This is a genomic window from Mycobacterium sp., assembly GCF_032162105.1.
Taxonomy (GTDB): Bacteria; Actinomycetota; Actinomycetes; order Mycobacteriales; family Mycobacteriaceae; genus Mycobacterium.
The window spans coordinates 1-11,922 of record NZ_JAVRPS010000696.1 but is presented as its reverse complement, the minus strand read 5'-3'; the positions used below and the strand labels follow the sequence as shown (position 1 = coordinate 11,922).

The window sequence follows — 11,922 nt, the reverse complement described above, 5'->3', positions numbered from 1 at the left end:
TGCTGACCGTGCCGGACCGGGTCTGCAGGTTCAGTTGGGCCGCGGTGCCCTCGGCTATGCCGACTCGGACCTCGCCGCTGCTGGACTGTGTCGAGACGGCGCCCTTGACCGCCGTGGCGATGCTGACGGACCCGGAAGCCGTCCGCGACTTCGCATTTCCCCGCAGCTCGCCGACCACGAGCGATCCGCTCGCCGCCTGGAACAACAGATCGCCGTGGACTTCGCCGATCCTGGCGTCTCCCGATGCCGTCGAAATCTTCGCCGATCCCCGCATGTTGGCCACGCCGATGTCTCCGGATGCGCTGTCCGCCTTCACGCTTCCGGTGACGGTGTCCATCACCATGTGTCCGCTCGCCGTCGCCAGCTTGCAGTCGGTGAGGGTGCCGTCGACCTGGACGTCGGCGGAGGCGGACGAAGCGTCCAAGCGGGACCCCGAGGGCAACCCGATGTCGATGGTGACCGCTCCCCCGCGGCCCAACTGAATGAATCGCCTGCCTGCCGTGACCTTCAACGTGCCGTTGTTGAAGTCGACGCGCGTCTGCTCGGCGATCCGGACATCCGAGGGCTTGTTCGGGTCTCGGGGCAGGACCTCGACGACGGTGTCCTCGCGGTCCGTCGCCGCAAGGCGGACCGTGCCCGCGACCACCTCGACGACGGCCGTGATGGGTTCGGGTGTCTGGAACGTTGACATCATCTCTCCTCTTTGTTGACTCAGCCGGATTGCTGACTCAGCGGACCCATCCGCTGAAGTTCTTGTCGGAGGCGCCGCGCGAGCGACCTCGAGCCGCATGCGCGTCCGCGCCAAGCGCAGTGGCGATGGCGCGCACCATCCAGGCGTTGACCGACAGCCCCGTGCCGCGGGCGGCCGCATCGACTCCGGTTCTGAGGTTCTCCGGCAGCCGGAGCGTCACCCGCCAGGTGCCGCCGTCGTCCAGGTCACCAGGTGCGGCCACCTCGGGGATCTCCGCCGCCGGTTCATCGGGGGCCGGCGTCACGGTGAACGCCGGGTCACGCCCGCGCAACCGCACGTCGACCGATCCCGGCGCCAGCTCGCGGGTGATCTCGTCGGCCGCGTCGGACAAGGCCTCCAGTAGTGCCAGGCGGATCGCCGACTCGAGTGGTGCGCTCAGTCGATCGGCCAGCGCCGCGGCGTCGGCGCCGCCGGCTCCTGCGGCGACGTTCAGCTCGTGCCGGACGGAGTCGACGTAAGGCTGCAAATCCATGACGTCATGGTGACATCACTCTGACGTCAGTACAAGTGTCAAAGTGGTGCCACTGTGGTGTCGCGGCCGTTCTCCGAGGTCAGGCCGGCGGGAAGTGCTCGATCCAGTGCCGCGCGATGTCGACCCGGCGGGCGATCCACACCCTGTCGTGGGACTGCACGTGATCGAGGAACCGCTCCAGTGCCGCGATGCGCGCCGGGCGGCCGACCAGGCGGCAGTGCAGCCCGATCGACAGCATCTTCGGGGCACCCGCGGCCCCTTCGGCGTACAGCACGTCGAACGCGTCCCGCAGATAGGTGAAGAAGTCCGTGCCGCTGGGGAATCCGCTCGCCGAGACGAACTTCATGTCGTTGGTGTCCAGCGCGTACGGCACCACGAGGTGGTCCGTGCCTTCGACGTGCGTCCAGTAGGGCAGGTCATCGGCGTAGGAGTCGGAGTCGTACAGGAAGCCGCCGTGCTCGACGACCAGTCGGCGGGTCTGTGGCGAATCCCGGCCGGTGTACCAGCCCAGCGGCGCGGCGCCGGTGAGCGTCGTGATCAGCGTGACCGCTTCGGCCATGTGTTCGCGCTCGATCTCGGGTTCGACGAGCTGGTAGCTCAGCCACCGCAGACCATGGCAGGCGATCTCGTCACCGCGGGCCGTGAACGCTGCGACCGCCTCGGGGTTGCGGGCCAGCGCGACCGCGACGCCGAAGACCGTCAGGGGCAACCCGCGCCGGTCGAACACCCGCAACACCCGCCACAGTCCGGCGCGCGAACCGTACTCGTAGAGCGATTCGAGGCTCATGTGCCGATTCGGAAACGCCTGCGCGCCAATGACTTCGCTCAGGAATGTCTCGGATCCCCCGTCGCCGTCCAAGACGTTGTTCTCAGCGCCCTCCTCGTAGTTGAGGACGAACTGCACCGCGATGTTGGCGCCACCGGGCCAGCGCGGGTCGGGCGGGTTGGGCCCGTAGCCGATCATGTCGCGCGGGTAGTCGCCTGCGCCGTAGCCCTGGGTCATGCTCGCATTCTGGCAGCCGACCGCGCGACGGCCGATGTACGACGCCACGTCGTATGTCAGAATTACCCCGTTCACACCCACCGTGAGGAGCAGCCGTGGCCAACACCGAGGTCGAACGACACACCGGCGTAGACGTCGAGGACGTGCCTTCGGCGAAGTGGGGCTGGTCCAAGGACAGCCACAGGGCGATCCAGATCGGCGGCATCCTGGCTGGGCTCTTCATGCTCGCCATGCTGCGCGGCAACCACGTCGGCCATGTCGAGGACATCTTCCTGATCGGTTTCGCCGTGGTGATCTTCGGCGTGATCTTTCGCGATTGGTGGCTGCGCCGCCGCGGGTGGACCCGCTAGCGCGTCGTCACCCTCGTGACCCCGGGGTCATGCACCCGATAACTCAATCCGCTCGTCGGCGGTTCGCGAGCTCGGCGAGGATCTCCTCGGTGTGCTCACCCAGCGCCGGCGCGGCCGACCGGGGCTCCCACGGTGTGCCGCCGAAGTCGGCGGGGGTGGCCACCATCGGCTGGGTGGACTCGCCGTCCGGGATGTAGACCACACCGCCCGCGGCGTGAAACTGGTCGTCGGCCAGCACGTCTTCGATCGAGTTGACCGGTGCCCAGAAGAAGTCGGGTTCGGCCGCGAAGACCTCCGCCCACTCGTCGAGCGGCTTCGTCGCGAACAGCGCATCCAGTGCGGCGATGAGCGTCGACGCGTTGGCGGCGCGGTCGCGCGCACGGGCGAATCGGGCATCGTCGAGCCAGTCGGTACGCCCGACGGCCCGGCAGAGCGCCGGCCAGTGCCGGTCGCCCTGGAGTCCGACGATCCAGAACCGCCTGCCATCACCGGCGGCATAGTTGTTCATGCACGGATTGCCCATCGACTCCCGCTGCCCGATCGCCACCTGCTGGCCCGTCAGCAGCAGCGTGTTGAGGTCGAAGCTCACCGTGTACGCGCCCTGGCGGTACAACGACGTCGAGACCAGCTGGCCGGTTCCGGTCTGCTGGCGTGCGATCAATGCGGCGCACACGGCGGCGGCCAGGGTCATGCCGACCGAGTGATCGCCCATCCCGCCGCGTTGGAACGGCGGCGTATCGCCAGGGCGGGTGAGCAGGTCGGCCAGACCGGCGCGGGCCCAGAACGCGGCGACGTCGTACGCCGCGCGGTCGGCATCCGGTCCCGCCATGCCGTACCCGGTGATCAGTCCGTACACCAGGCGGGGGTTGGCGCCGGCCACCGCATCGAAGTCCAGCCCGAGCCGCTGCAGCGCCGCGGGCCGCACGTTGGTCACGAACACGTCGGCCTCCGCCAGCAGCTCGAACGCCACCCGCCGGTCGTCGTCGGTGCCCAGATCGAGCACGATGCTGCGCTTGGACCGGTTGTCCATCTCGAACGGCGGGTTCACACCCGACTCGATCTGCAACATCCGGCCGAACATCCGGGCAGGGTCGCCGGTGGGTGGCTCGACCTTGACCACGTCGGCACCCCAGTCGGCGAGGATGCCGCCGGCGGCAGGCGCCGCCACCCAGACGCCCAGCTCGACGACCTTGATTCCGGTCAGCGGTCCGGGCACGGTCAACCTCCAGTCGTGCGCGATTGCGCCGTCGGCCGCGGTCGCAGCCTGCGGGTACCTTACGATCGGCCACGCATTGGTAACCTTCCGGCGTCCTCCCCGTGTCGACGGGGGTCAGGACTTACCATCAGCTCACGCCAAAGGGCTGGGAGTGAGTGAACCGATGACCATCGAGCAGGCCACCGCCGCGTCGAGTGATGACACCTCGACCCGGCGGCGGATCCTGGCGGCCACCACCGAGGTACTCGCACGCAACGGCCAGACCAAGCTGAGCCTTTCCGAGGTCGCGATACAGGCCGGCGTGTCCCGTCCGACGCTGTATCGCTGGTTCGCGTCGAAGGAGGAACTCCTCGACGCGTTCGGCCGCTACGAGCGCGACCTGTTCGACTCCGGGGTCAGCAAGGCCACCGCCGGACTTCGCGGCACTGAAAAGCTCGACGCTGCACTGCGTTTCATCGTCTCCTACCAGCAGTCCTACTCCGGCGTCCGGGTGATCGACATCGAGCCCGAGGTGGTGATCAGGCACCTGTCGTTGGTGATCCCCGTGATGCGGACCCGCCTGGAGCGGCTGTTGCAGGGAACCAATCGTTCGGTGAAGGCGGCCACCGCCATTCGGGTCGCCGTATCGCACTACATCGTGCGCAGTGACGACGCCGACCAGTTCCTGGCTCAGCTGCGGCACGCGGTCGGCATCAAGGGCGCCGCAGACGGCGACTGAGCCTGACAGGAAGCCCGCGAGTTCAACGGTTTGCCGAAGAAGTTCGAGAGGGAGCCTGCAGAACGTGCACTTCGCGTGAGCGCTACTCACTTCCGGCGGTGGCGATTTCGCACGGGACGCTCCGCTCAGCCCTCCGCGGCCAATTGACCACACGCCGCGGCGATTTCGCGCCCCCGGGTGTCGCGCACGGTACATGACACGCCGCGCTCGCGGACCCGCTTGACGAACTCGCGCTCGGCGGGCTTGGGGCTGGCGTCCCACTGGCTGCCCGGGGTGGGGTTGAGCGGGATGACGTTGACGTGGACGAGTGGCCCGAGCGCACCGTGCAACTTCTTGCCGAGCAGGTCACCGCGCCAGGGCTGGTCGTTGACATCGCGGATCAGCGCGTACTCGATCGACACCCGCCTGCCGGTCACGTCGGCGTAATACCGTGCGGCGTCGAGCGCTTCACCCACGTTCCACCGGTTGTTGACCGGCACCAGGGTGTCGCGCAGCTCGTCGTCGGGCGCGTGCAGCGACAAGGCGAGCGTGACGCCGAGGCGCTCGTCGGCCAGTTTGCGGATCGCCGGAGCCAGGCCCACCGTCGACACGGTGACCGATCGCGCCGAGATGCCGAAGCCGTGCGGCGGCGCGGCGATGATGCGGTGCACCGCGGCGAGCACCCGGTTGTAGTTGGCCAACGGCTCCCCCATGCCCATGAAGACGACGTTCGACAACCGACCGCCGTGCTCGTCGCGCATCACCGCCGCCGCACTACGGACCTGCTCGAGAATCTCGGCGGTGGACATGTTTCGGGTCAGCCCGCCCTGGCCCGTCGCGCAGAACGGGCACGCCATGCCACAGCCTGCCTGCGACGAGATGCACACTGTGGTGCGCTGTGGGTAGCGCATCAGGACGGACTCGAACGTGGTCCCGTCGCCTGCGCGCCACAGCGTCTTTCGCGTCTCACCGGCGTCGCACTCGATGTCGCGCACCGTCGTCAGCAAGGGCGGGAACAGCGCATCGGCCACCTGATCGCGGACCGCCGCGGGGAGGTCCGTCATCTGGTGCGGGTCGGCGATCAGCCTGCCGTAGTACTGGTTGGCGAGTTGCTTACCGCGGAACGCGGGCAGCCCCAGTTCCGCAACGGCGGCGGCGCGGCCAGCCTCGTCGAGGTCGGCCAGATGCCGAGGCGGCATACCGCGTCGCGGTGCGTCGAATACCAATTCTTGCTTCATGATCCCGTCCAGTATCAGGCCTGCTCGACCAGCACGTCACGAACGGTCTGCTCGACGGCCGTCAACATGTCGGCGTCGACGCCGGTGCGGCCGCGGACGAACACCGACGCACGGTTGGCCGGCGGCAGGCCTTCCGTCAGGCACAACCCATCGGGCAGTCGGCCGATCATCGGCAGCAGCGCCACGCCGAGGCCGGATCGCACCGCAGTGTAGAGCCCCGAAAGATCCGAGCACTCGGCGGCGATCTCGTAGCGCAGACCGATCTTCTCGAGGATGGCGAACGCGGGTTCGCGCAAGGTACACGGCTCGGCGAAGATCACCAACGGGAGCGGTTGCGAGGCAGGCACCGCGAAACTCCGCGACGAAATCCACTTCAGCTCCACGCTTCCGGACGCATTCGACCGGTCCCACCCCGATCCGTCGAGCATGACGGCCAGGTCGACGAGCCCCTGCTCGATCGAATCGGCAAGCGACACATTGCGATCCAACCGGAACTGGATCCGCCAGTCGGGCAGACGATCCCCCAGCGCACCGGTCAGCGCGGGGAGCATGACGTCGGCGCCGTGTTCGGTTGCGCCGATCAGGAGCATCCGTTGGTCGGCCGCTCCCAGATCCTCGAGTGCCGCATCGTGCGCGGCCAGGATTCGGCGAGCATGGCCGAGGACGCGTTGCCCCAGCACGGTGAACACCATTCCGCGCCCCGACCTCTCGACCACCGGCCCGCCCACCACTGCCTCGATGCGACGGACATGCTGGCTGACGGCGGACTGGGTCAGATGCAGCACCGCTGCCGCGCGGTGAAATCCGCCACAGTCGGCGACCGCCACCACGCTGCGCAGCGGACCGATATCGAGGATCTGACTCACGCCGCGACGGTACTCCGATCAGTAGAACGCATCAAATACGTCGATCACCCGCCCATCTCGGCCATATTCCCGATTTATCGATAAGTAATGACGATCAGTCTGGATCGCCGACGATCGTTGGACCGCTTTGACCGCAGCGGACAGTATGGATTCCATGAGCCAACCCCGGATGCCGTTGCGTGCTGCCTCGGCGGTGACGTTCACCTATGCGCTCGGCTATCCGATTGGCAACCTGGCCGTGGCTTCGATGACGCCGATGGCGGTGCTGGTGTTCCGGTTCGGCCTGGCCGCGGTGATCCTCGGCGCCTGGGCGAAGCTTGCCGGGGTGCGCTGGCCCACCGGCCGCAAGCTTGGCCACGTCATGGTCACCGGCCTGCTGATGCAGGCGGTCCAGTTCTGCTGTCTGTACCTGGCGCTGGAACGTGGGGCGCCCGCGGTACTCGGCGCGGTCGTGATCGCGATGAACCCCGTCGTCACAGCCATCCTCGGCGCCCTGTTCCTTCGGGAGCGCCTCGGCGCGTGGCGGATTCTCGCGCTCGTGCTCGGCGTCGCCGCGGTGTTGTCGGCCTGCGCAAGTCGGCTGATCAAGACCGGTGGCGTCGATCCGGTGCTGATTCTGCTCCTAGTGGCATTGCTCGGACTGGCCGCAGGCGGCGTGTATCAGCAGCGCTTCTGCGCCGACGTGGACTTCCGCGCCACCAGCGCCGTGCAGAACGCGGTCGCCTTGGTGCCCGCTGCAGTCCTGACCGCTCTGACTCCGTTTGCCGTCCACCACACCGCGAATGCCGTGCTGGCGATTGCCGCGGTCGTGCTGCTGAATGCGACGCTGGCGTTGTCGTTGTACGTCCGGGCCATCAACATCTACGGGGCGGCGGCGGTCTCGATGCTGTTCTGCGTCATCCCCGCGGTGGCGGGACTGCTGTCCTGGATGATGCTCGGGCAGCGAGTCGACATCGGCATCGCCATCGGCCTGGTTCTTGGTGCGGCGGCGTGCTGGCTGAATGCGCGAGTGTCAGGCCAGCAGCGTCAAAACGATCCAGGTCGCGACGGCCGACGGCAGGACGGAGTCGAGGCGGTCCATCAGCCCGCCGTGCCCCGGTAGCAGGGTGCCCATGTCCTTGATGCCGAGGTCACGTTTGACCTGGGATTCGATGAGATCCCCGAGCGTTCCGGTGATCACCAGCATGAGGCCGAGCGGCACGCCGACCCATGCCGGTTTGTCCAGCAGGAAGGTTACGGCGAGCACGGCGGCGGCGGTGCCGCAGATCAGCGACCCGGCGAAGCCCTCCCAGGACTTCTTCGGGCTGATCGCGGGCACCATCGGGTGCTTGCCGAACAACACGCCTGCGGTGTAGCCACCGATGTCGGAGAACACCACCCCCAGCATCAGGCAGAGCACCCGCCAGCCACCGTCATCGGGATAGACGAGCAGGGTGCCGAACGCGCCGAACAGCGGAATCCACGCGGCCAGGAACACCGTCGCCGAGACGTCACGCAGGTAGTTGACCGGCGCGTCCTTCAGGCCGCCGGACAGCAGCCGCCAGATCATGCACACGACGACCGTGCCGCCGAAACTGCCCAGCGCTCCGGCAGGCCCGAACGGCCAGGTGAGCCAGATCATGGCCTGACCGCCGACGAGCAGCGGCAGCACCGGGATCGCATATCCCGCGGCGCGCAACCGGCGTACCACCTCGTGGGTGGCGACGGCCATGGCGACCGCGACGACGCCGATCCACACGTAGGGGACGAAGACCAGGATGGCGATGACGCCGAACCCCAACACGGCGCCGACGGCGATCGCGGCGGGCAGGTTGCGGCCGGCGCGCGAGCCGTTCTTCGGAGGCTCGGCGGAAGAGCCTGACCCGTCGGAAGAGGCGGTGTCGGTGTCTGCCACGGAAATGGTTACTGAAGGGGCGGCTGCGATTGATGGTTCGTCGCGCATGCGCTCGTCACACCTCCAGCAGCTCGCCTTCTTTGTGCTTGACCAGATCGTCGATCTGGCCGGTGTAGGTCGACGTGGACTTGTCCAGTTCCTTCTCGGCCCGGCCCACGTCGTCCTCGCCGGCTTCGCCGTCCTTCTTGATCCTGGCCAGTTCGTCCATCGCCTTGCGGCGGATGCTGCGCACCGACACCTTGGCGTCCTCACCCTTGGCCTTGGCCTGCTTGACCAGTTCCCGCCGGCGTTCCTCGGTCAGCTGGGGAATCGCGATCCGGATGACGTTGCCGTCGTTGCTCGGGTTGAGGCCGAGGTCGGAGTTCCGGATGGCGTCTTCGATGTTGCGCAACTGACCGGACTCGTACGGCTTGATGACGACCAGACGCGCCTCGGGGACGTTGATGCTGGACAGTTGCGTGATCGGTGTGGACGACCCGTAGTAGTCGATGGTGAGGCGGGAGAACATGCCAGGGTTGGCCCGACCGGTGCGGATGGACGACAGGTCGTCACGCGCCACGGAGACGGCCTTCTCCATCTTCTCCTCGGCGTCGAAGAGGGTTTCGTCGATCAAGGTGCTTGCTCCCGTCGCTAGCGCTCGCCCGGAGGGTCTGTCCCGTCAGGTGGTGACCAGTGTTCCGATCTTCTCACCCGCGACCGCACGCGCGATATTTCCATCGGTGAGGAGATTGAACACCAGGATGGGCATTCCGTTGTCCATGCACAGGCTGAACGCGGTGGCGTCGGCGACCTTGAGCCCGCGGTCGATGACTTCCCGATGGGTGATCGCGGTGAGCAGTTCGGCGGTGGGGTCCACCCGCGGGTCCGCCGTGAAGACGCCGTCGACGGCCTTGGCCATCAGCACCACGTCGGCGCCGATCTCCAGCGCGCGTTGCGCGGCAGTGGTGTCGGTGGAGAAGTACGGGAGACCCATGCCGGCACCGAAGATGACCACCCGGCCCTTCTCGAGGTGTCGACGGGCCCGCAGCGGAATGTAGGGCTCGGCGACCTGACCCATCGTGATCGCGGTCTGCACCCGCGTCACGATGCCCTCCTTCTCCAGGAAGTCCTGCAGCGCCAGGCTGTTCATCACCGTGCCGAGCATGCCCATGTAGTCCGACCGGGTGCGCTCCATGCCGCGCTGCTGAAGTTGCGCGCCGCGGAAGAAGTTGCCGCCTCCGATCACGACGGCAACCTGAGCGCCGCTGCGCACCACTTCGGCGATCTGCCGTGCGACCTGCGCGACGACGTCGGGATCGAGGCCGACCTGCCCGCCGCCGAACATCTCGCCGCCCAGCTTGAGCAGCACGCGCGAGTACATCGGCCGGATGGCCCCCGCGACGACTGGCTCCCCCATCAGACTCCTCCTCGCATGCGATCGCCATCCCGGCGATCAGCGAGGGCGGCGCCACCAATCCTGCCTCATCGCGGCCACACGGCAACGCAGGGGTGGCGCCGGGAGTCGCCTACCGGGCGGCTAACCCAGGTGGGCCGACAGCAGCCAGGCTGGCACCGACATGCGGCCGTTGCCCTCGTCCTGAATGCCCGTGCCGGCAAACTCCGCGAAGCCGGTGAAGTTCTCGGCGACGTTGGCGTGGATGCGTGCGGGCCGGATCTCGTCGATCACCCAGTACTTCGACACCACGTCACGCAGTTCCTGCTCGGTGACCGGATGGGCCGGCCCGGCGGCGGGCATGGTCGTGGCGTCGAAGACCAGCACGAAGTAGGAGGCCCCCGGCGCGGCGGCGCGCACGATCGACTGCTGGTAGCCGTCGCGCAGTTCGACTGGCATGGAGTGGAACAGCGTGCTGTCGACGATGGTGCCGAACCGGCCGTCGTAGCCGGTGAACGCGCTGATGTCGGCGACGTCGAAGGTGGCGTTCGTCAGGCCGCGCTTGGCAGCCTCGGCGCGTGCGAGCTCGATCGCGGCCGCGGACTGGTCAAGGCCGACCGTCGTGACGCCCTGCTCGGCGAGCGCGATGGCCGTGGCGGCCTCGCCGCAGCCGGCGTCCAGCACGTCACCGTGGAACCTGCCCGCCTCGATCAGCGCGGCGATCTCGGGTTGCGGCTCACCGATGCTCCACGGGGGCTTGGTGCCCAGACCCATCTCGGCGGCCTCGCCACGGTAGGCGGAATCGAACAGTACGTCGGAAGGGTTCGTCATGACTCCTGTTTATCAATCTAGTTGATATGTGTCAAGATGCTTGACATGACCGAACCCGACGGCCAGCCACTGGGCTATCTCCTGTACCGGGTGGCGGCCGCGCTGCGCTCCGAGGTGACGACGGCGGTGCTCGAGCCACTGGGCCTGTCGTTCCCGCAATACATCTGCATGCGGATCCTGTCCCATTCACCGGGTCGGTCCAATGCCGAACTGGCCCGCGACGTCAACGTCTCGCCGCAGGCGATGAACATGGTGGTGCGCGGTCTGCAGGAGCGCGGTCTGGTGTCTCGGCCCGCGACGGTTGCGGCGGGTCGGTCCCTGCCCGCCGAGCTGACCCGCGAGGGCACGGCACTGCTGCAGGGGATCGACGCCGGCGTGTGGGAGGCGGAACGAAAGGTGCTGGCCCCACTCAGCGAGCAGGACCGGCGCCAGTTCCGGCGGATACTCGCCGATCTCGGCTAGCGAGCATCCGCCGGAGCGCGTGCGTCAGTGGTGGTGGCACGCCTTCGGCGGTGACGGCGGCACGTCGAGTGCCGGGTTGCCGTCGAAGAAGCCGATCGGCTTCAGGTGGAATCCCGTGTAGGAGCAGGGCATCACCGGCCAGTCCTCCGGGCGCACCACGTGGTGGGCGCCGAGGGTGTACCAGAGCACCACGTCGGTGTTCTCCAATGGCGCGTCGTCGGCGATGAAGTCCGGCAGGCCCTGCGCATCCGCCGACTGGTACATGTAGTCCCCCGCCGCGAACCTCTCCGACTCGTCGTACTTGGTGACCCACAGGTTGTGCTGGACGAAGCGGGCCCGGTCGTAGATGTGTGAGCCCTCTTGCACCATCACGGGCACGATGTCCTTCGGCACCAGCTTGTAGGCCACCGGAGCACCGAGTTCGTTGTTCTTCGAAGGGTTGGCGATCTTCCAGTAGCGGCCGGTCTTCCAGTCCCAGTCACGTGCGCCCTCGGCCTCCGACGCCACCAACGTGTCCTGGGTGATCCACGCGTTGTGGTGCGGGTTGAGCGCCGGGTCGGGCTCAGGGATCGAATCCACCTCGTACACACTGTTTCCCGGCCCGTCGACGCTCATGTCGAGCCGGAAGTTGAAGAAGTGCTGGTGATTCGGGCCGTAGATGCCGGGAGCGACGAGCTTGCCCCAGCGCGGAACCTCATCGTCGGCGACGGCCCCCGTGGTGAGAACGCCCGACAGCTTGACCTCTACCTCGATGGAGGCGTCGTTGTAGA

Annotated in this window: 15 protein-coding genes; 4 read left to right on the top strand and 11 right to left on the bottom strand. The window is 67.6% G+C overall.

What is annotated here, in order from left to right; genetic code table 11:
• The 3 genes from QOC69_RS35230 to puuE all read right to left on the bottom strand — a co-directional run.
• Positions 1-691, bottom strand: a 691-nt coding sequence (locus tag QOC69_RS35230) for a DUF4097 family beta strand repeat-containing protein (protein WP_526447345.1), incomplete at its 3' end; no start/stop codon positions are given.
• Between the two features lie 37 nt (positions 692-728).
• Entirely contained in the window at positions 729-1,223 is a 495-nt protein-coding gene (locus QOC69_RS35225; protein ID WP_526447343.1) for a histidine kinase, read from the bottom strand.
• A 79-nt stretch (positions 1,224-1,302) separates the two neighbouring features.
• Positions 1,303-2,226 carry an allantoinase PuuE gene (puuE, locus tag QOC69_RS35220; protein ID WP_526447341.1) on the bottom strand — a complete coding sequence of 308 codons (924 nt, stop codon included), beginning with the start codon at positions 2,224-2,226 and terminating at the stop codon, positions 1,303-1,305.
• Positions 2,227-2,321: 95 nt separating this feature from the next.
• Between puuE and QOC69_RS35215 the strand changes: the two genes are divergently transcribed.
• The gene (locus tag QOC69_RS35215) at positions 2,322-2,576 is read left to right on the top strand and encodes a DUF2631 domain-containing protein (RefSeq protein WP_526447339.1); all 255 of its coding nucleotides are present in this window, start codon (positions 2,322-2,324) and stop codon (positions 2,574-2,576) included.
• A gap of 43 nt (positions 2,577-2,619) precedes the next feature.
• On the opposite strand, the gene QOC69_RS35210 is transcribed toward QOC69_RS35215, so the two are convergent.
• The gene (locus QOC69_RS35210; protein ID WP_526447337.1) at positions 2,620-3,792 is read right to left on the bottom strand and encodes a CaiB/BaiF CoA transferase family protein; all 1,173 of its coding nucleotides are present in this window, start codon (positions 3,790-3,792) and stop codon (positions 2,620-2,622) included.
• 163 nt (positions 3,793-3,955) lie between these two features.
• On the opposite strand from QOC69_RS35210, the gene QOC69_RS35205 reads away from it, so the two are divergent.
• Positions 3,956-4,510 (top strand): TetR/AcrR family transcriptional regulator, encoded by a 555-nt coding sequence (locus QOC69_RS35205; protein ID WP_526447347.1) that lies wholly within the window; start codon positions 3,956-3,958, stop codon positions 4,508-4,510.
• A gap of 125 nt (positions 4,511-4,635) precedes the next feature.
• Here the strand turns inward: QOC69_RS35205 and rlmN are convergent, their stop codons facing one another.
• On the bottom strand, positions 4,636-5,727 hold the full coding sequence (rlmN, locus tag QOC69_RS35200; RefSeq protein WP_526447335.1) for a dual-specificity RNA methyltransferase RlmN: 1,092 nt from the start codon (positions 5,725-5,727) through the stop codon (positions 4,636-4,638).
• Between the two features lie 14 nt (positions 5,728-5,741).
• The gene (locus QOC69_RS35195) at positions 5,742-6,593 is read right to left on the bottom strand and encodes a LysR family transcriptional regulator (protein WP_526447333.1); all 852 of its coding nucleotides are present in this window, start codon (positions 6,591-6,593) and stop codon (positions 5,742-5,744) included.
• A gap of 154 nt (positions 6,594-6,747) precedes the next feature.
• Here QOC69_RS35195 and QOC69_RS35190 point away from each other — a divergent pair, with 154 nt between their 5' ends.
• The gene (locus QOC69_RS35190) at positions 6,748-7,695 is read left to right on the top strand and encodes an EamA family transporter (RefSeq protein WP_526447331.1); all 948 of its coding nucleotides are present in this window, start codon (positions 6,748-6,750) and stop codon (positions 7,693-7,695) included.
• Here QOC69_RS35190 and QOC69_RS35185 read toward each other — a convergent pair.
• From QOC69_RS35185 to QOC69_RS35170, 4 genes are all read right to left on the bottom strand, one after another.
• Positions 7,606-8,535, bottom strand: coding sequence for a phosphatidate cytidylyltransferase (locus QOC69_RS35185; protein ID WP_526447329.1), 930 nt, complete (start codon positions 8,533-8,535; stop codon positions 7,606-7,608). The genes QOC69_RS35190 and QOC69_RS35185 overlap by 90 nt on opposite strands.
• 7 nt (positions 8,536-8,542) lie before the next feature.
• Positions 8,543-9,100 (bottom strand): ribosome recycling factor, encoded by a 558-nt coding sequence (gene frr / locus QOC69_RS35180; protein WP_526447327.1) that lies wholly within the window; start codon positions 9,098-9,100, stop codon positions 8,543-8,545.
• A 45-nt stretch (positions 9,101-9,145) separates the two neighbouring features.
• On the bottom strand, positions 9,146-9,883 hold the full coding sequence (gene pyrH, locus QOC69_RS35175) for a UMP kinase (protein ID WP_526447325.1): 738 nt from the start codon (positions 9,881-9,883) through the stop codon (positions 9,146-9,148).
• Between the two features lie 120 nt (positions 9,884-10,003).
• The gene (locus QOC69_RS35170; RefSeq protein ID WP_526447323.1) at positions 10,004-10,690 is read right to left on the bottom strand and encodes a class I SAM-dependent methyltransferase; all 687 of its coding nucleotides are present in this window, start codon (positions 10,688-10,690) and stop codon (positions 10,004-10,006) included.
• A 36-nt stretch (positions 10,691-10,726) separates the two neighbouring features.
• Between QOC69_RS35170 and QOC69_RS35165 the strand changes: the two genes are divergently transcribed.
• Positions 10,727-11,152, top strand: a complete 426-nt coding sequence (locus QOC69_RS35165; protein WP_526447321.1) for a MarR family winged helix-turn-helix transcriptional regulator — start codon at positions 10,727-10,729, stop codon at positions 11,150-11,152.
• Positions 11,153-11,176: 24 nt separating this feature from the next.
• Here the strand turns inward: QOC69_RS35165 and QOC69_RS35160 are convergent.
• The coding region (locus tag QOC69_RS35160; RefSeq protein WP_526447319.1) for a copper amine oxidase at positions 11,177-11,922 on the bottom strand (746 nt) is incomplete at its 5' end.

Coding starts and splice junctions, on each gene's coding strand:
- QOC69_RS35190 (WP_526447331.1), top strand. CDS start 6,748: ATGAGCCAACCCCGGATGCCGTTGCGTGCTGCCTCGGCGGTGACGTTC.
- rlmN (WP_526447335.1), bottom strand. CDS start 5,727: ATGAAGCAAGAATTGGTATTCGACGCACCGCGACGCGGTATGCCGCCT.
- QOC69_RS35185 (WP_526447329.1), bottom strand. CDS start 8,535: ATGCGCGACGAACCATCAATCGCAGCCGCCCCTTCAGTAACCATTTCC.
- QOC69_RS35225 (WP_526447343.1), bottom strand. CDS start 1,223: ATGGATTTGCAGCCTTACGTCGACTCCGTCCGGCACGAGCTGAACGTC.
- QOC69_RS35165 (WP_526447321.1), top strand. CDS start 10,727: ATGCTTGACATGACCGAACCCGACGGCCAGCCACTGGGCTATCTCCTG.
- QOC69_RS35170 (WP_526447323.1), bottom strand. CDS start 10,690: ATGACGAACCCTTCCGACGTACTGTTCGATTCCGCCTACCGTGGCGAG.
- pyrH (WP_526447325.1), bottom strand. CDS start 9,883: ATGGGGGAGCCAGTCGTCGCGGGGGCCATCCGGCCGATGTACTCGCGC.
- QOC69_RS35205 (WP_526447347.1), top strand. CDS start 3,956: ATGACCATCGAGCAGGCCACCGCCGCGTCGAGTGATGACACCTCGACC.
- puuE (WP_526447341.1), bottom strand. CDS start 2,226: ATGACCCAGGGCTACGGCGCAGGCGACTACCCGCGCGACATGATCGGC.